The sequence below is a fragment of the Actibacterium sp. genome (assembly GCF_055134745.1).
On sequence record NZ_JBSRVX010000007.1, the window covers coordinates 1 to 18205 of the forward strand.

At 59.7% G+C, this 18205-nt stretch carries 17 protein-coding genes; 11 read left to right on the forward strand and 6 right to left on the reverse strand.

The genetic code is table 11. From position 1 onward, the window contains the following. The 3 genes from ACTCHC_RS01245 to ACTCHC_RS01255 all read left to right on the forward strand — a co-directional run. A partial coding sequence (locus ACTCHC_RS01245) for an isocitrate lyase/phosphoenolpyruvate mutase family protein (RefSeq protein WP_463020630.1) occupies positions 1-502 on the forward strand: 502 nt, incomplete at its 5' end. Between the two features lie 44 nt (positions 503-546). Continuing rightward, on the forward strand, positions 547-1593 hold the full coding sequence (locus tag ACTCHC_RS01250) for a cupin domain-containing protein (RefSeq protein WP_463020631.1): 1047 nt from the start codon (positions 547-549) through the stop codon (positions 1591-1593). A 15-nt stretch (positions 1594-1608) separates the two neighbouring features. Next, positions 1609-2496 (forward strand): fumarylacetoacetate hydrolase family protein, encoded by an 888-nt coding sequence (locus ACTCHC_RS01255; RefSeq protein WP_463020632.1) that lies wholly within the window; start codon positions 1609-1611, stop codon positions 2494-2496. A 15-nt stretch (positions 2497-2511) separates the two neighbouring features. Here ACTCHC_RS01255 and ACTCHC_RS01260 read toward each other — a convergent pair whose 3' ends face one another. From ACTCHC_RS01260 to ACTCHC_RS01280, 5 genes are all read right to left on the reverse strand, one after another. Beyond that, a complete protein-coding gene (locus ACTCHC_RS01260; RefSeq protein WP_463020633.1) occupies positions 2512-3678 on the reverse strand; it encodes a PrpF domain-containing protein in 1167 nt (388 codons plus the stop codon). Between the two features lie 2 nt (positions 3679-3680). Beyond that, positions 3681-4820 carry a CaiB/BaiF CoA transferase family protein gene (locus tag ACTCHC_RS01265; RefSeq protein ID WP_463020634.1) on the reverse strand — a complete coding sequence of 380 codons (1140 nt, stop codon included), beginning with the start codon at positions 4818-4820 and terminating at the stop codon, positions 3681-3683. Between the two features lie 28 nt (positions 4821-4848). Beyond that, complete coding sequence (locus ACTCHC_RS01270; RefSeq protein WP_463020635.1) at positions 4849-5991, reverse strand: CaiB/BaiF CoA transferase family protein; 1143 nt, start codon at positions 5989-5991, stop codon at positions 4849-4851. A 78-nt stretch (positions 5992-6069) separates the two neighbouring features. Next, positions 6070-6819 (reverse strand): SDR family NAD(P)-dependent oxidoreductase, encoded by a 750-nt coding sequence (locus ACTCHC_RS01275; RefSeq protein ID WP_463020636.1) that lies wholly within the window; start codon positions 6817-6819, stop codon positions 6070-6072. 93 nt (positions 6820-6912) lie between these two features. Beyond that, positions 6913-8055: an acyl-CoA dehydrogenase family protein gene (locus ACTCHC_RS01280; protein WP_463020637.1), complete on the reverse strand. Its 1143-nt coding sequence runs from the start codon at positions 8053-8055 to the stop codon at positions 6913-6915. A 441-nt stretch (positions 8056-8496) separates the two neighbouring features. Here ACTCHC_RS01280 and ACTCHC_RS01285 point away from each other — a divergent pair, with 441 nt between their 5' ends. Beyond that, a complete protein-coding gene (locus tag ACTCHC_RS01285) occupies positions 8497-9903 on the forward strand; it encodes a hypothetical protein (protein ID WP_463020638.1) in 1407 nt (468 codons plus the stop codon). Positions 9904-9931: 28 nt separating this feature from the next. On the opposite strand, the gene ACTCHC_RS01290 is transcribed toward ACTCHC_RS01285, so the two are convergent. Next, the gene (locus ACTCHC_RS01290; RefSeq protein WP_463020639.1) at positions 9932-10909 is read right to left on the reverse strand and encodes a phosphotriesterase family protein; all 978 of its coding nucleotides are present in this window, start codon (positions 10907-10909) and stop codon (positions 9932-9934) included. A 161-nt stretch (positions 10910-11070) separates the two neighbouring features. On the opposite strand from ACTCHC_RS01290, the gene ACTCHC_RS01295 reads away from it, so the two are divergent. The 7 genes from ACTCHC_RS01295 to ACTCHC_RS01325 all read left to right on the forward strand — a co-directional run bounded on the left by ACTCHC_RS01295 (position 11071) and on the right by ACTCHC_RS01325 (position 18197). Then, positions 11071-12153 (forward strand): NAD-dependent epimerase/dehydratase family protein, encoded by a 1083-nt coding sequence (locus ACTCHC_RS01295; protein WP_463020640.1) that lies wholly within the window; start codon positions 11071-11073, stop codon positions 12151-12153. A 124-nt stretch (positions 12154-12277) separates the two neighbouring features. Continuing rightward, positions 12278-13477: an ABC transporter substrate-binding protein gene (locus ACTCHC_RS01300; protein ID WP_463020641.1), complete on the forward strand. Its 1200-nt coding sequence runs from the start codon at positions 12278-12280 to the stop codon at positions 13475-13477. A gap of 111 nt (positions 13478-13588) precedes the next feature. Next, a complete protein-coding gene (locus ACTCHC_RS01305) occupies positions 13589-14341 on the forward strand; it encodes an ABC transporter ATP-binding protein (protein WP_463020642.1) in 753 nt (250 codons plus the stop codon). Continuing rightward, a complete protein-coding gene (locus ACTCHC_RS01310; protein WP_463020643.1) occupies positions 14334-15026 on the forward strand; it encodes an ABC transporter ATP-binding protein in 693 nt (230 codons plus the stop codon). Before ACTCHC_RS01305 ends, ACTCHC_RS01310 begins: the two co-directional genes overlap by 8 nt. Before the next feature lie 9 nt (positions 15027-15035). Next, the gene (locus ACTCHC_RS01315; protein WP_463020644.1) at positions 15036-15914 is read left to right on the forward strand and encodes a branched-chain amino acid ABC transporter permease; all 879 of its coding nucleotides are present in this window, start codon (positions 15036-15038) and stop codon (positions 15912-15914) included. Position 15915: 1 nt separating this feature from the next. Continuing rightward, positions 15916-16908: a branched-chain amino acid ABC transporter permease gene (locus tag ACTCHC_RS01320; RefSeq protein WP_463020645.1), complete on the forward strand. Its 993-nt coding sequence runs from the start codon at positions 15916-15918 to the stop codon at positions 16906-16908. Between the two features lie 164 nt (positions 16909-17072). Next, positions 17073-18197, forward strand: a complete 1125-nt coding sequence (locus tag ACTCHC_RS01325; RefSeq protein ID WP_463020646.1) for a nitronate monooxygenase — start codon at positions 17073-17075, stop codon at positions 18195-18197. The last annotated feature ends 8 nt before the right edge of the window (positions 18198-18205 follow it).

The window sequence follows — 18205 nt, forward strand, 5'->3', positions numbered from 1 at the left end:
GGTCAGCCCGCAGGAAATGGCGGCCAAGGTCGCCGCCGCCGCCCGGGCGCGCAGCCATCTGTGTATTGTCGCGCGCACCGATGCCGCCGCCAGCGAAGGGATCGACGGCGCGGTTGACCGGGCCAAACGCTATCTTGATGCCGGGGCCGACGCGATTTTCCCCGAAGCCCTGACCACGGTCGAGATGTTCGAGGAATTCGCCGACCGTGTGGATGCGCCGCTGCTGGCCAATATGACGGAATTCGGCAAGACGCCCTATATGACGGCCAAGGAATTCGAGGCGCTGGGATACAAGATGGTGATCTGGCCGGTCAGTTCACTGCGGCTTGCGAACAAGGTTCAGGAACGTCTGTATGCCCATATCGCCCAGCATGGCGAAACCCGCGCGATGCTGGGCGACATGCAGACCCGCGCCGAACTGTATGACCTGATCCGCTATTCGGATCATGAAGCCATGGATGACAGTCTGGCACAGACCGTCATCACCGACGCCATGCGCTGAACGCGCAAACGAAGATTGCACGACGACAAAGTCAGGAGGATGCAATGGCAATGACCACAATGACCGACGCAGCCGAACGCGTGAAGCTGGTCGATGAATTAAACAAATACGAATGCCGGATCGCCCAGCCCGATGATCCGCCCTTGTTCACCAAGACGCCGAATTCGACGATGCAGCCCTGCCACTGGAAGGCCGCCGATCTGTCGCGCCTGCTGGATCAGATCGGGCAGGTCATCAAGCTGGAGCGCGGCGGCACGCGCCGCACCATCCGGCTGTCCAATCCGGGGCTGGATTACGGCACCACGCCAACATTCTGGGCCTCGATCCAGTATATCAATCCGGGCGAAATCGCCGATGCCCATCGCCACACGGCCACCGCGCTGCGGTTCATCATGCAGGGCAAGGGCGCCGATACCACCGTGGACGGTGAACAGTACGAAATCAACGAAGGTGATCTGGTGCTTACGCCCAGCTGGACATGGCATGACCATGAACACAAGGGTGCAGAGCCGATGATATGGCTGGATGTGCTGGACATTTCACTGGTGCGTTCGTTGCATGCCACCTTTTTTGAAGGGTCCGACAAGCCGCGCCAGGATGTGTCGAACATCCCCAACCGGTCGTTCCGCGAATTCGGCAGCGGGTTGATGCGCCCCATGGATGCGCAACAGCACAGCGGGCCCAGCCGCGTGCTGGCCTATACCCGCGCGATGTCGGAAGAGGCCATTCAGATGGCTGCCGGGCTGGACCCGGACCCCTATGACGACACATTGCTGGAATATCAGAATCCGCTGACGGGCGGCCCGGCCCTGCCCAGCATCGGCACCGCATTGCAGCGCCTGCGCCCGGGGTTCAAGGGACGCGCCCATCGCCATACCGGCAGCGTGGTTTACTATGTCGTGCGCGGCGAAGGCACCACAATCATGGGCGATCAGAAATACGACTGGGGCAAGGGCGATTTCATGTCGCTGCCGCCCTGGGTCGCGCATGAACATGCCAACCGGTCAAACAGTGACGATGCGGTGATGTTTCAGGTGAACGATATTCCGGCGCTCAAGGCGTTCGGCCTGTATCGCACCGATGAAGGTTGAGGAAAGACAAGACCAATGAAAATAGCGAGCTTCGACGGCAGCCGGATCGGGGTGATCACCGGCGACAGGATCACCGACATCACCGATCTGGCCGATCCGAACCCGGGCATGTGGCCGCCGGTGGGCATGGTCCGGTTCATCGACGCGTTCGACAAGCTGCGCCCGCAGGTGGTCAAAGCCGTCGAAACCCGCCCGTCAAAGGCGCTGGATCAGGTGCGGCTGGAATGCCCGGTGCAATGGCCCAACAAGGTGATTGCGATCCCGGCCAATTATGATGCGCATATCGAGGAAATGAAAACCGGCACCGGCCTGATTTCCCCGTTTCGCGCCAGCGGACAGGGGTTTTTCCTCAAGTCGAATTCCAGCCTCAGCGGGCCGGCAGACCCGATTGTCGTGCCGCCCATTCCAGGGCGTGAGATTCATCATGAAAGCGAACTGGCGATCATCATCGGCGAGGGCGGGCGCAATATCAGCCGGGCGGATGCGTTGAACCATGTCTTTGGCTATGCCTGCCTGATCGACGTGGTTGTGCGCGGCAAGGAAGAGCGTGTGATGCGCAAATCCTATGACACCTTCTGCCCGCTGGGCCCCTATATCGTGACCGCGGATGAGGTTGGCCCGACCGAGGCGATTGATCTGGAGCTGAGCGTGGATGGCGTGATCAAACAGCAGGCCAACACCCGCAACATGATCGTCGATATTCCCGAAATGATCGTGATGGCCTCGGCCGTGATGACGCTGTATCCGGGCGATATCATTGCCAGCGGCACACCCGCCGGGGTGGGGCCGATCGCGCCGGGGAACAAGGTTCACATCAAGATTCAGAACGTGGGCGAAATGACGCTGGATGTGGTGGCCGGCGATGTTGGTATGCATCCGGTCTGGGACAAACCCGCAGGTTAGGTCAGGGCGGACAGGTCAATCGTAATAGACACGCCCGTCCATCAGACGGCGCGCGGTGCGCAAAACGGCGGCCTCCAGCGCGCGAGGCTCCCCGTCTTCCATGGCAACACTTGCCGAAACCGTCAGGCTGCCCGATGGATTGGCGATGCAGAAATCATCGCTGCCGGGGCGGGGCGGGCGGGCGACGTCCTGCACCACCGATCCCGCGATGCGGTTTGCCACCGCCATGCACAGCCCCCCGGTGATGGGCGATGCCTTGTGCGGTTGGCCCGCCGATATGAACTGAACGCAGATATCGCCATCAGCCGCCGTCATCCGCCGCCCCGAAAGCGTGGCATAGGGCGCGGGCGGATAGACAATCCCCACCAGCGGCAGGTTCAGCAATGTCTGGCGGGCGGTGGGTTCATCTGCCATCCCCATCGCCACGGCGGCGGCCACGCGGATATCCTCGAACAATGCCAGCATGTCGGGGCTGTTGGCGCGCCCGTCGGTGGGGTTGTAATCGGACATTCCAACATCCGCGCCGGTGACGAAAACCACCGGATTGGCGGCATCGACCAGTGATGCCGTGATGGTGCGCCCCCCCGACAGGGCCAGTTCATCGCGGGCATTGCCAGTGGGCAGCAATTGGCCCGTCGATGCGCCGCCGGGATACATGAAGGACAGGCGAATGGGCGCGCCGCTGCCCGACACGCCATCAATCGTGAAATCGCCATGTTCAACGGGTTGGCCGCCGCCCACGGCAAAACGCGACACGATGATCTTTTGGGTATTGGTGTTGAAAATACGTATCTCGGCGCTGTCGCCTGTTACGGGTATCAGCCCCTCGGCCACGGCGAAGGGCCCGACCGCGGATGATATATTACCGCAGTTGCCGCGATACCCAACCTCGGCCTTGTCCACCATGACTTGCCCGAACGTATAGTCGATATCGGCATCCGCGCGATCCGATTTGCGGATCACCGCGACCTTGGACAGCGATGACAGCCCGCCGCCCATGCCGTTCAGCTGCCGCCCCGACGGATCGGGGCTGCCCATCGCGCCCAGAAACACGGGCGTCCAGGCGGAAAAGTCACCGGGTGCCGCGCAGGGCGGCAGATCATCGTGGTGAAAGATCAGCGCCTTGCTGGTCCCCCCACGATAGAACGCCACAGGGATGGCGCAGCGCGCCCGGTGTGTCATGATCAGGCCCCCGGTTTGCGGTTCAGGAATTCCTCGATCGTGTTTTCGCCAAGCGCGGGAACGGCGTTTACAACCGTGGTTTCCCCCAGCGACATCTTGAACGGCAGATTGGGGATCAGGAACGCCCCGGCGGTATCTTCAACCGTCGCAAAGGCGCTGCGGTCCTTCAGTTGCGGGTCTTCCATCGCCTCGCGCACGGTGCGATAGCGCGCGCAGGGCACCGAGGCGGCGGTAAGAATATTCACGCATTCTTCGGCGGTGCGCACGCTGGTCCAGGTTTCCAGGGTTTCCAGAAGCGCGGGATAGTTGTGATAGCGCGATTTCAGATCCTTGAACCGGTCATCCGTGATCCATTCGTTGTGGCCCATCGCGCCGGCCAGCAGTTCAAAATTGCGTTGGGTGTTGGGGATGGCGATGATGAACCCGTCGCTGGTGCGCAGCGGCTTGTAGATCGGGCGCGAGGTTTTGGCGGGAAACTGCGCCTCTTGCACCTCATAGGGCATCATGTTGATGGCGCTTTCCATCAATGACAGATCAATCAACTGCCCTTCGCCGGTAACTTCACGCTGATACAGCGCGGCGTTGATCGCCCCCAATGCAAAGATCGCGGCCAGAACATCGGCATAGAAAAATACGCTGGCCGCCGGGCGGGTCAGTTCATCCTGATACCCCAGATTGGCCAGATCATAGCCCGACGAGGCATGCACCGTCTGGGCATAGGCAGGCACATCCGCGCCGGGGCCGGTCTGGCCATAGCCCGAGATCGCGCAAAAGATCAGGCGGGGATTGTCGGCGCGCAATGTGTCGGCATCCAGCCCAAAACGCCGCATCACGCCGGGGCGGAAGTTTTCAACGACCAGATCGGCGGTGGCGATCAGCGCCTTGACCTGTTTGATATCATCGGGGTTCTTGAGGTTCAGAACCACGCTTTTCTTGCCGGCGTTCAGATGGGCGAAATAGGTGCTTTGCCCATCGCGCAGGGGGGCTTGCGAGCGCAGATAATCGCCTTCGGCGGTTTCGATCTTGATGACCTCGGCCCCCAGATCGGCCAGATAACGGGTGGCATAGGGGCCTGCCATCATCGTGGTGAAATCCACAACGCGGATATTGGCCAGGGGCCGTTTTTTGTCAGTGTTTGTCATGTTGTTCTTTCCAATATCCGGCTGGGTCTCAGGCGGCTGCGCCCGCGCCAAGCAGGGCCTCGATCTCGGCATTGTCCCAGCCCCAGGCGGCAAGGGTTTCACGGGTCGTGGCCGTCATCTTTTGCGGTGGCACCGGGGTGGCGGCCGGCGTGCGGCTGAAGCGTGGGGCGGGCATTGGCTGCAGGACACCGTCCAGCGGCGCATGAATTTTCCGCGCGACCATATGCGGGTGTTTTGCGGCCTCGGTCATGGTCAGGACAGGGGCATAGCAAGCCTCTTTACCTTCGAAAACCGCGTCCCATTCATCGCGCGTTTTGGTGCGCACCCGGTCGGCAAAGACCTGGCGCAATTCCGGCCATGTGGATTTGTCCATCTGCTTTTTGACCAGATCAGCGTCCAGCCCCAGGCAATCCAGAAGCACGGCATAAAATTTGGCCTCGACCGCGCCGACCGAGATATATTTGCCGTCCTTGGTTTCATAAACCGAATACCACGGCGCGCCGCCATCGACGAAGTTGCTTTCCAGCTCTTCCGTCCACTGGCCGGACGAGACATAGCCGTAAAACCCGCTCAGCAACGATGAAATACCATCCACCATCGCGGCATCCACGACCTGACCCTTGCCCGATCGCTGGGCTTCCATCATCGCGGCCAGCATTCCAAAGGCCAGATACATGGCGCCGCCGCCCATGTCGGCAACCAGGTTCAGCGGGATTGCCGGGCCGGCCTGTTTCGACCCCATCGCCGCCAGCGCGCCGGTCAGCGCCAGATAATTCACATCATGGCCCACGGCCTGCGCCATCGGGCCATCCTGCCCCCAGCCGGTCATACGGCCATAGACGACGCGCGGATTGACCTTCAGGCAATCGTCTGGTCCAAGGCCCAGCCGTTCCATCACGCCGGGGCGAAAACCCTCCATCACGGCGTCGGCCTTGGCAACCAGCCGCAGCGCCGCGTCACGCCCGGCAGGTGATTTGATATCCAGCGCAATGATGGGGCGGCTGCGCAGGGTGACGTCGTATTTCAGTTCTTTCTTGATGCCAAGGCCGCTGGGTGTCAGCCGGTCGATTCTGACAACATCGGCGCCCAGATCGGCCAGCAGCATCGCGCAGAACGGGCCGGGGCCAATGCCGCCGAATTCGACAATCTTCAATCCGCTAAGTGGTCCCATGGTTTCCTCCGTTCGATTTTGCGACACCTAAACACGAACCTAGTGGCCAATCAAAGAAATTGTCGCAGTTTGTGAGACTTAAAGCGATGCGTTGGCCCGGCCACCATCAACAAGGATGACCTCGCCGGTGATGTATCGGCTTTTATCCGAGGCCAGAAACGCCACCGCATCGGCGATATCCTGAGGCCGGCCAGAGCGGCCCAGCGGCGTCACGGCCAATCGCCGTGCGATGCCGTCTGCGCCGATGTTGCGCACTGCGGCCTCGGTTTCGATAAAACCCGGCGCGACGGCATTCACCCGCGTGCCTTGCGGGCCCAGATCAACGGCCAACTGACGGGTCAGCGCGGCCACCGCGCCCTTGACCGCCGCATAGGCGGCGGAATCCGGCGTTGCACGCACCATGACGGTGGAACAGATATTCACGATGGCGCCGTCGCGCCCTGCCAGATGCGGCGCGGCGGCCTGTGCCATCCATATCATCGACTTGACGCCAACCGTCAGCATCCGGTCCAGCACGGTATCGTCAACATCCGCCAGCGGCTGATACCGGATCCAGGCGGCGTTGTTCACGACGATGTCCAGCCCGCCATGGCCGGCAACGATGCCTTCGATCAAGTCATGCACGATGGCACGCTGGCTGATATCGGCCTTGATCCCCGCACCGGTCCCGCCATCTGCGACGATCAGCGCAAGGGTTTCGTCGATCCGATCCTGCACCAGATCAATGCAGATGACAAAAGCCCCTTCTTTGGCCAACCCGCATGCGATGCCCTGCCCGATGCCGCGCCCGGCACCGGTTACGACCGCTATCTTACCTGTCAAAGCCATGATCTGTTCCGCTGTATTTCCGTCTGCAAGGGCATCGCCATGACGCCCTTGCAGATCAAGGTTTCCTGCGCGTTCATCTTCGCGCGCATGGTCTTATTTCACGAGCGCGCGCCCGATGATCATTCTGTGGATCTCGTTCGTGCCTTCCAGAATCTGGTTCAGCTTGGCATCGCGCATCATGCGTTCGACCGGGAAATCCTTGGAATACCCATAGGCGCCCATGGCCTGAACGGCTTCGGTCGTGACCTCCATCGCCATGTCGGTGACAAAGCATTTGGTCATCGAGGCCATCTTGGCCAGATCGGTGTGGTCGCCGGCGTCGATGCGTTCGCATACCGAATACAGCAGCGCGCGCGAGGCTTCGGTTTTCATGGCCATATCGGCCAGCTTGAACTGCATGCCCTGAAACTCTGAAACCGCACGGCCGAACTGACGCCGACCCTTGGTGTATTCAATTGCCGTGTCCAGCGCGCCCTGTGCCAGGCCCAGCGATGATGCCGCCACGGTCGGACGGTTCAGGTCAAGAATTTTCATGCAGGACAAGAAGCCGGTTCCTTCCTCGCCGATCAGGCTGTCGGGTGGCAGAACCATGTCTTCGAAGAACAGTTCATGGTTCGGCGCTCCATTGCGGCCCATCTTCATTTCCTGACGCCCCAGTTTGAAGCCGGGCAGCGATGTATCCACCAGAAATGCGCTGATCGATTCCGGGCCGGCAGAATCGGACGTTTTCGCAAAGACCATAATATATTGGGCCACACCGCCCCAGGTGATCCAGTTTTTCTGCCCGTTCAGGATATAGGTGCCATCGGATTGGCGGCGCGCCTTGGTGCGCATCGAACGCACGTCAGAACCTGTCTGGGGTTCGGTGATCGCGACAGCGCAAACGGATTTCCCTTCGGCCGAGATCCGCAGGTATTTTTCTTTCTGCTCTTGAGTGCCGAAATTCAGGACGGGCAGGATAAGCCCCATCGAGTTATTGGCACACAGCGCCGAGGCCGTCAGCGACACGCGACCGATCTCTTCCTTGGCGATGCAAACGGTTGTCAGATCACCGCCGGGGCCGCCATATTCCTCGGGCACCCAAAGTTGCAGCAGGCCAAGCTCGCCAAAGCGCATTGCCAGTTCGTGCGGGAAGTCATCGCTTTGGTCGATCTTCGATGCGATAGGCGCGATTTCCTTATCGACGATCTTCCGGATCGACTCGCGGAACGCGAGTTGTTCTTCTGTAAATGCCATGTCGGGCCTCCCGTTTGCATATGCCATATCTGTCGGTTGCACGGTCGGGCCTTGCACAGCGTGGCAATGCCGGAGCGCACCGATCTTGACAATTCATTCATCTGATAGACCTGCCTGCGCCGCGACTGTCTAATACATATTGCCCGGTGCTGTGATATCGGGCGCCTCTAACCGCCGCGCAAAACCGGATTTCGGGGGTGCGCGGGCCAGATCGGCCTGTTGCCCCGGCCCTGCGGCTGGGCTAGTGAAGAGATGACGACAAGGGTCGCGACAGGCCTGGGCTGCATGATGCGCCAGTATCTGGCGCGGGATTTTCCGCCTTACCCAGAGCGGACACCCGGCCCTGGCACAGCGGACCTTCCCGTAACATTGGACCGATCAGGTGTTGAATTGAGCCCAGCCGAAATGTCTCCGCCGCAGCCCGGCTCAATCCAGACGTCGATGCCGGTCAATCCCGGGCCGCTGTTCCTGTTCGCATCGGCCTGTATGCTGACGGCGATTGTCGTCACCTTTTATGATCTGGTGACCGGCGGGTATATGATGGGGCTGCTGGCGCTGGTTCTTGTCGCCACCTATCTGCTGATCTGCTGGAAATCGCTCAAGTCGAACGCGATCTTCTTGATCGGGGCGGGGGTGCTGGCCACCGGCTTCATCCTGACGCGCGATCACGCGGGCAGCGTTCTGGGCCTTTCGGCAAGCCGGTCGATGTATATTCCATCCCTGATCGCACTGATGTCCTTTCTGCGCCTGTCAGCGCTGGATTCGCCCATCGTGCTGGAAGCGGGGCGTTACATCGTGAACCAGCCGCCGGGGCGGCGGTACCTGATGCTGGCGCTGGGGGGGAACATCTTCGGGGTGCTGCTGAACCTTGGCGGGCTGTTGCTGTTGCTGAGCATCGCGTTGCAATCGCGCGCCAAAGATGACGGTACGAATGCCGACAGGCTGGAAATTCAGGGGCGGCGGATCACGAACGGCGTTCTGCGCGGATTTTGCGCATCGGTCATGTGGTCGCCATTGGGGGCGGGCATGAATATGGGCGTGGCGATCCTGGCGGGGTTCACCTGGGTTGCCTTTCTGCCGCTCGCGCTGGCGGGCACTGCGGTATTCATGTTCATCGGCTGGGTGTTGGACCGGCGAGAGATACGACCGCGCCCGGGGTCGGTGCCCGCCGAAAAACCAAAAGGGGCATTGGCGCTGGTGCGGCTGGTGGCACATCTGGCCTCGATCATCATTGTTGCGCTGATTGTCGAAACCGTGCTGGGCATTGCGTTTCGCGCGGCCGTCATCGGGGTGCTGCCGGTCTATGCGTTGTGCTGGAACATCGGGTCGCGCCTGATGCGCCGGATGCCGGTTGAAACACACCGGACTGTTGCCCAGACCGGATTTTATCAGCTCAACCGCTTTTCCAACGAGATCGGTATCCTGTTCGCGTCGGGCTATGTCGGGCTGTTGCTGGCAGCGATGCTGCCGCCCGATCTGCTGCCCAATATTCTGAGCCAGACCGCATTGTCGCCCTGGACCATGGCGGCGATCATCACCGCGGCCACTGCTGCGGTGTCGATGGTGGGGGTCAATCCGATGATCACCGCCTCATTGGTGTTCGCGGCCTTCAGCCAGGCCGGCGTTTCTGAGATGCCCAATTCGGTGCTGGTGCTGGCGGTTCTGCTGGGCTGGACATTGTCGATGCTGATATCGCCGGTAACGGCGACCCTGACGATCGCGGCATCCTGTATCGAGCGGCCAGTCAGTCAGGTCGGTCTGCGGTGGAACGGGCCGCTGGTGTTGATTTCTATCGTTGTCTTCACCCTGGCCTGTCTGTTCCTGTTCCCCTATCTGAACCTTCAATAGGTTGCGGGGGCCAAGGCCCCCGCAGGATTCAGAACGGTTTGCCCGCGAAAAAGCGGGCTGGATTTTCATCCAGGATTGGAAAGATCTCTTCATCCGTCAGGCCGCGTTCGCGCAGCAGCGGAATGAATTCATCAAACAGATAGGTATAGGGTTGGCCCCAGGGGGCTGTCCCCAGTTCATCAACCAGTTCGGCTGGTATTTCGGCCTTTTTCAGGTTGGCGCTGCTGCCCTGAAAATGGCAAACCCGGTCCTGGCTCATCATCACCTGTTTGCCAAAACCATCACGCACCAGTTTCACGATATTGTCCGCCATGACGGCCGGCGTCGGATTGGGAAAGCCCAGCCGGTCGAACCCGATGTAATTGCCGCCATCGACGATCTGGCGGTGATAGGCCGGATCGGGATTGTCGCAGCAATGGCCGATCAGACAGGAATGCGCCTGCGCGCCATGTTCGGCAAAGGTGGCCTGTTGTTCCGGGCCGCCCTGGCCGCCGGTCGTATGCGTGATGATCGGCACCCCGGTCTTGCGATGGGCGATGGATGCAGCCTGAAGGAATTTCTTTTCGGTTTCTGTCGGTACCACGCTGGTGGCGCATTTGATCGCGCCGGGCCGGATGCCGGTATCGCCGACCCCGTTCTCGATCTCGTTTATATACATGTCCGCGATCTGTTCGGCGGTCAGGCTGCGCAGCATCAGCGGCAGGCCGGGGCCTTCGTGATAAAAACCGGTCGTGCAGATGATGTTGATGCCAGTCGCACGCGATACTTCGGGGAAAATGGTCACATCACGGCCCAGTTCCTGCGGGCAGGGATCGACGAAGGTGCGCACGCCTTTTTCGGCCAGTTCGCGCAGACGAACGATGGCGCGTTTGACCACCAGATCCCGGTCAAGATGCAGCTCGGGAAAGTATTCCGAGCCAGGCCATACACAAAAAATATGTTCGTGGATCAGCGTTCGGCCAAGATCGGCCGCGTCAACCGGGCCGAGAACAGTCATGACTTTCATTTCGATTTTCCTCCGAATCCCTCTTCGGATGGAATCTTATACAATAACTGAATGCAATTCCATTTTTGCTTGACGCAGGCGGCCGCGCTGCGACAGATTGGTCGCGCGCGCCGGATCAACAGGTTGAATATCGACGCGAAGCGAGAATTGGGGGGAAGCCTATGGCGCAAGTTCTTGTTGCCGGCGCATCTGGACTTGTGGGTTATGCCGCCTTTCAGAACTATGCGGGCATGGCCGGGCATGATGTCATCGCGTTGTCACGGCGTCGTCCGGCCCGGACCTTAGGCGCCCGGTTAGAATCGCTAGATCTGCACGATCGTTCGGCCTGCGACGATTTGGTGCGGGCGAATCCTGGCATCACACATCTTGTTTATGCCGCAGTGCAGGAACAGCCTTCTGTGATCGCGGGCTGGCGGGATGACGCGCAGATCGAAGCCAATGACCAGATGTTTCGCAATATCCTTGACCCGTTGGATCGCCGCGCAACAGGGTTGCGGCATGTAACGATCCTGCAGGGCACCAAGGCTTATGGCGTGCATGTCAGGCCGCTGGCCAATCCAGCCCGTGAAGACCGTTCGGAAATGCGCGAACAGCCTAATTTCTATTGGCGGCAGGAAGACCACCTCAAGGAAAGTGCGCGTGGCAAGGACTGGGCCTGGACCATCTTCCGCCCGACCCATATTTTTGGCGAGGCCATGGGCAGCGCCTTGAACCCGATCACCGCGATCGGCGTCTATGCCGCGATCGCCAGGGAAGAAGGCCGCAAGCTGGATTTCCCAGGTGGTGCGCCACGGGTGTCACAGGCGATCGATTCAGACATTCTGGCGCGCGCCATAATCTGGGCCGGTCAGTCTGACGCCGCCCGAAACCAGATATTCAACATTGCCAATGGCGATGTCTTTACCTGGCCCAATGTCTGGCCCGCCATCTGTGCCGCGCTGGGGGTAGAGCCTGGAGATCATGTTCCTGCATCGCTGGCTGAAACGATGCCGGCAAAAGCGGCGATATGGGACAAGGTGCGCGCGCGTCACGGATTGCTGTCGCCTGATATGGAAACCTTTGTCGGCAAGTCGTTCCAGTTGGTCGATTACACCTTCCGCCATGGGATGGCCGAGCCGACTACATCATTGGTATCGACGGTAAAATTGCACAAGGCGGGATTCTGCGAGGAAATTGATACTGAAGAAATGTTCCGGAAATGGTTTGGGTTGTTTCAACAACGAAAGCTATTGCCAATGCCATAACCGGTTCCTAGGGTGACTCTGCTGCAACGAGGAAGTTGCACAGGGGGAATCACCGAATACCTGCCGGGGCGCTGCACACATGCGCGGCCTCGTTTCTTAAGACTGGCTCAGGGAGGAGTGCAGAATGAAGATGACACTAGCAAAGATACAGGCCGCGGCATTGGCGGCGGCACTGGCGGCGTTCGGATCTGCGGCAAATGCGCAGGACGGCGTGAAGATCGGCATGCTGACCGACCTCAGTGGTCCGTCCTCGGCGTTGAGCGGTGAAGGGTCGATCAAGGCGATCCAACTGGCAATTGATGATTTCGGCGGCACCGTTCTGGGTAAGCCGATCGAGCTTGTTTCGGGCGACCACCTGGGCAAGCCCGATGTGGGCCTGTCGATCGCGCGACAGTGGCTGGATACTGAAAACGTCGACGTCATCGTCGATGTGAACAACTCTGCCGTGGCGCTGGCCGTGAACGAATTGACCCGCGAGAAGAAGAAGATCTTCCTTGCCGGCGGCTCGACGACCGACATGGTCGGCAAGGCCTGCAACCCTTACACGTCACAGTGGATCCCGGACAGCACCAGCCTTATCCGCTCTATCGTGCTGCCAGTTGTCAAAAGCGGCGGCACGGACTGGTTCTTCCTGACTGTTGATTACGCATTCGGGCATTCGCTAGAAGGCGTCGCAATCAAGACTGTCGAAGAAAATGGCGGCAAGGTTCTGGGCAAGGTGCGCCATTCGCCCAGCACCACGGATTATTCATCCTTCCTGCTGGAGGCGAAATCCAGCGGTGCCAAACAGTTGGGGATGCTGACATTCGGGTCGTTCATGGTGAATATCATCAAACAGGTGAACGAATTCGGAATGGATTTCACCCTGGTGCCCGCCTATATGTCCGAAGTTGATATTGCCGTGATCGGTCAAGACAACCTGAAGAATGTGCAAGGCGCGACACCGTTCTATTGGAACCGCAACGAAGCGACCCGTGCCTGGGCCATGCATTATAAAGATAAGTATGGCGTTCTGCCCACATTTGCACATGCCCAGCATTACAGTGCCGTAACGCACTATCTGCAGGCTGTTGAAGCGGCAGGGTCGAAAGATCCGGAACTGGTCGCGGCAAAAATGCGTGAAATGCCGATCAACGATGCGACCGATACATCGGCCTATATCCGCGAAGATGGCCGGGTGATGCGCGACATGTATTCCTTCCGCGTCAAGTCGGTTGCTGAAACCAAAGAGCCGGGCGATGTGATGGAAATCATCGCCACAGCCGACAAGGAAGAAATCAACTTCCCGCTCAGCGAAAGCGAATGCCCGCTGATCAAGAAGTAGGACAATGCAGCCTTGGGGCGGCGATGGGATATATCGCCGCCCCGATCACGTCTTGGTCCTTGCTGCAAGCAAAGCATCGGCCAGACTTCTTTCGGAAGCGCGGGGAACCGAATGAGCAATGTAATCCTGGAAACGCGGGGTTTGACGAAGCGTTTTGGCGGCTTTTTAGCGGTCGATGATGTATCTATCAGGGTCAATGAGGGCGCGATCCATGCAATGATCGGCCCGAACGGCGCGGGTAAGACCACCTGTTTCAACCTTTTGACCGGAACGCTTCCCGTCACCAGTGGCACGATCCGGTTCGACGGGAAGGACATCACCGGAATGAGCGCCGATGCCGTTGCGCGTGCCGGTATGGTGCGCAGTTTCCAGATATCGGCCGTGTTCCCGGAATTCACCGCGCTGAACAATGTGCGTTTTGCGTTGCAAAAAAAGCGAAAGAACAATTTCGATTTCTGGCGATCGGAAGCGGCATTGTCCGAATTTGATGATCGGGCCTTTGACCTGCTTGATATGTTGGGGCTGACAGATGTGGCCGACACTCGCGCCGCCGATCTGTCCTATGGTCGCAAGCGCGCGCTTGAAATCGCGACAACGCTGGCGCTGGACCCAAAGGTCTTGCTGCTGGACGAACCCACTTCGGGGATGGGGCGTGAAGATGTAAGCCGCGTGGTGGATATCATCCACCGTATCCGCAAGGGGCGCACCATTCTGATGGTGGAACATAACCTGTCGGTGGTCGAGGGTCTGTGCGACCACGTAACCGTGCTGGCCCGCGGATCGGTCATCGCCGAGGGCGATTACGACCATGTTTCAAAGGACAGCGAAGTGATTTCGGCCTATCTGGGAACAGCACATGCTTGACGTCAAGAACCTGAATGCCTGGTATGGCGAAAGCCACGTGTTGCACGGCATTGATCTGCAAGTCGCTGAAGGGTCTGTCGTGTCATTGCTGGGCCGCAACGGTGCGGGCAAGACCACGACGTTGCGCGCGATCATGGGGCTGATGCCCAAACGCACCGGCACGATCACCTATGGCGGCGAGGATATATCGACGCTGCGCACCGATCAGATCGCGCGGCGTGGCATCGCGATTTGCCCCGAAGATCGCGGTGTCTTCGGAACGTTGTCGGTGACGGAAAACCTGATGCTGCCACCGGTGATCGCGCCGGGGGGCATGTCGATTGATCATATCTATGATCTGTTCCCGAATCTGAAGCTGCGCGCATCAAGCCGTGGGCGGCAACTGTCGGGCGGTGAGCAGCAGATGCTGGCCATAGGCCGCATCTTGCGGACAGGCGCGCGGTTTTTTCTGTTCGACGAGCCGACCGAGGGCCTGGCCCCCGTTATCGTTCAGCAGATCGCGCGCACGATCAAAGAGATCAAAGAGGCGGGCTTTACCATTCTGCTGGTCGAACAGAACCCGCATTTTGTGCAGGACGTGGCCGACACGCATTACCTGATCGAAAATGGTCAGGTGGTGGATATGCTGCAGGCGAACGAATTCGGCGGTCAGATTCATAAAGTGAACAAGCTGCTGGGGCTTTGAGGGGGCGATATGTTCGACATACCAATCAATCTGGTGCTGGGTCAGGCCGTTCTGGGGCTGGTCAACGGTGTCTTCTATGCGCTTTTGTCACTGGGCTTGTCGGTGATCTTTGGCCTGCTGGGGGTTATCAACTTTGCCCATGGCGCCTTTTACATGCTGGGGGCCTTCGTGGCCTGGATATTGCTGAATTACCTTGGAATCGGCTATTGGCCGGCGTTGGTGATCGCGCCACTGATTGTCGGGGCGCTGGGGCTGGTGATCGAGGTGGTCTTCATCCGGTTTCTATACAAGCTGGATCACCTGTTCGGCCTGTTGCTGACGCTGGGCCTTGCCTTGATTGCCGAAGGCACGATGCGCGCGATCTTCGGGCCGCAGGGCTTGCCTTATAATATTCCCGATGTCCTGAAGGGCGCGATCAATCTGGGCTTCATGTATCTGCCGATCTATCGGGCCTGGGTCGTCGTGTTCGGGTTGGTTGTCTGTCTGCTGACCTGGGCGGTGATCGAACTGACACCACTGGGTGCCAAGTTACGTGCCGCCACTGAAAATGCGCCAATGGTGCAATCCTTCGGGATCAACGTGCCGGTCATGCTGACGCTTACCTATGGTGCCGGCGTGGCGCTGGCCGCCCTTGGGGGGGTGCTGGCCGCCCCGATCTATTCGGTGGATCCATTCATGGGGACCAACATCGTGATCGTGGTTTTCGCCGTGGTCGTCATCGGCGGCATGGGATCTTTGCTGGGGTCGATCGTTACAGGGATTGGCCTGGGCGTGATCGAGGGCTTTACCAAGGCCGTCTTCCCCGAAGCCTCGTCGACCGTCATCTTCCTGGTGATGGTGATCGTCCTGCTGACACGGCCTGCGGGTCTGTTCGGAAAGTCTGCATAACATGGCCCATTCAGAAACGTCTCTGCCGAAAACAGATCGCAATGCCAAGCGACAGCGTTCTTTTCTTGGCTTCACCGATGCGCGGATCGTCGCATTTCTGTTGTTCGTGGTGTTTGTAATCGTCGCGCCGCAGTTCATGTACACGATCTTCCTGATGAAGGTGTATACGTTCATCATCTTCGCCTGTGGTTATAACCTGTTGTTGGGCTATACGGGGCTGATGAGCTTTGGCCATGCGGCCTTTTTTGGCATGGGCGCCTATGTGACATCCTGGGTCGCGGTCAATCTGGGGTTGCCGACGGATCTGTCCCTGCTTTGCGGCGCGCTGACGGGGGTGGTGCTGGGCCTGTTGTTCGGGGCGCTGGCGATCAAGCGCAAGGGGCTTTATTTTGCCATGATCACCCTTGCCCTGGCGCAGATGATCTATTTCGTCTGCCTGCAAGCGCCATTTACCGGCGGCGAGAACGGGATCCAACGCGTGCCGCGCGGCACTTTGCTGGGGGTGATTGACCTGAGTTCGGACCAGACCCTGTATTGGGTCGTCTCGGCGATCGTTCTGCTGGTGCTGATCGCGGTCAACCGGATCGTGCATTCGCCCTATGGGCAGGTGCTGAAGGCGATCCGAGAGCACGAGCCGCGCGCGATTTCGCTGGGTTATAACGTATCGCGATACAAGCTGGTGGCTTTTGCCCTGTCGGCGGGGTTGTCTGGTTTCGCGGGAGGGCTGAAGTCGATCGTTTTCCAGATCGCCACGTTGACCGACGTGTCGCTGGTTGCCTCGAACGAGGTTGTGCTGATTGGCCTGGTGGGCGGATTCGGCACCATTTTCGGGCCGGTTGTCGGCGGATTCACGATCTTGTCGGTTGAGCATTTCCTGGCGCCGTTCGGATCGTTCGTGTTCATCGCGCAGGGCATCGTGTTTGTTCTGTTCGTGCTTGTGTTCCGGCGCGGCATTGTGGGTGAATTGCAGCGCATCTTTAAGGTCAAGCTGTAAGGAAGCCACGCTGAACCCGTGCTTAGGCGCAAAACTGTTCAGCATGGCTTTATATTTTTGGAATGACATTCCAAAAATATTGACTCGAGGGCGTTATCCCTTCATAGATATTCATGGTCGGCTTGGCGCCGACCATGAATTATGTGCGAACAAGGGGGACGCAGGTGAAAGTAGATTTGCAAAAGAAATTTGGCTTGGATGTGCCGATATTCGCCTTTTCGCATTGCCGCGATGTCGTGGTTGAAGTGACGCGGGCGGGCGGGTTTGGCGTTCTTGGCGCGGTGATGTTTCCCCCCGAAAAGCTGGAAGAGGAACTGGCCTGGATCGACAGCCATGTCGATGGGCGGCCCTACGGCGTCGATATGCTGCTGCCAGTCACCTATGATTCCGAAGCCGAACAGACCTCGGCGCCGCTGCAAACGCTGATCCCGCAGGGGCATCGCGATTTTGTTGACCGCGTGCTGACAGAGGCGGGCATACCGCCGCTGCCCAAGGATCAGGCCGACATTCTGAACGCCCATATCAAGGCGCGCGAAAAGAACGGCACCCCCGCCGGTGCGCGACAATTGGTCGAGGTGGCGCTGCGCCATCCGCAGATCAAGATGTTCGTCAGCGGGCTGGGGCCGATGCCCGCCGATCTGGTGCGCGAATTGCACAGCCGTGATATCGTGGTGGGCGCGCTATGCGGCAAGGCCTCGCATGTGGAACGCCACCGTGCGGCGGGCACTGACGTGCTGATCGCCCAAGGGACCGAGGCCGGCGGGCATACCGGCAAGGTGTCCACCATGGTTCTGGTGCCCCAGGTGGTCGCCGCCGCCAAGGGCGAGATGGCCGTTCTGGCCGCAGGGGGCATCAGCAGCGGCGGCCAGATTCTGGCCTCGCAGGCGATGGGCGCCGATGGCGTCTGGATGGGCACCGTCTGGCTGGGCACAGTCGAAAGTGAACTGACCCCGTTCGAACGCGAAGTGTTATATAAGGCCGCCGCCGAAGATGCCGTGCAAAGCAAGGTGCTAAGCGGCAAAAGCGTGCGCCTTCTGCGCAGCAAGTTTTCGGATGCCTGGGAAGGCCCCGACGCGCCAGCCTATCTGAAACCGCCGCTGCAAGGCCTGCTGTTTCTTGAGGCCCGCGCCCGTATCGACCGTGCACAGCGCGGCGATTATTATTCGTCGCCCGCCGGCCAGGTCGCGGGCACGCTGACGCATGAAACATCCGTGCGCGACGTGATGCTGCGGCTGCTGACCGAATATGCGGATGCGGCCGAGCGGCTGCAAACCGTCATGCCCGCCTGAGGCGCACC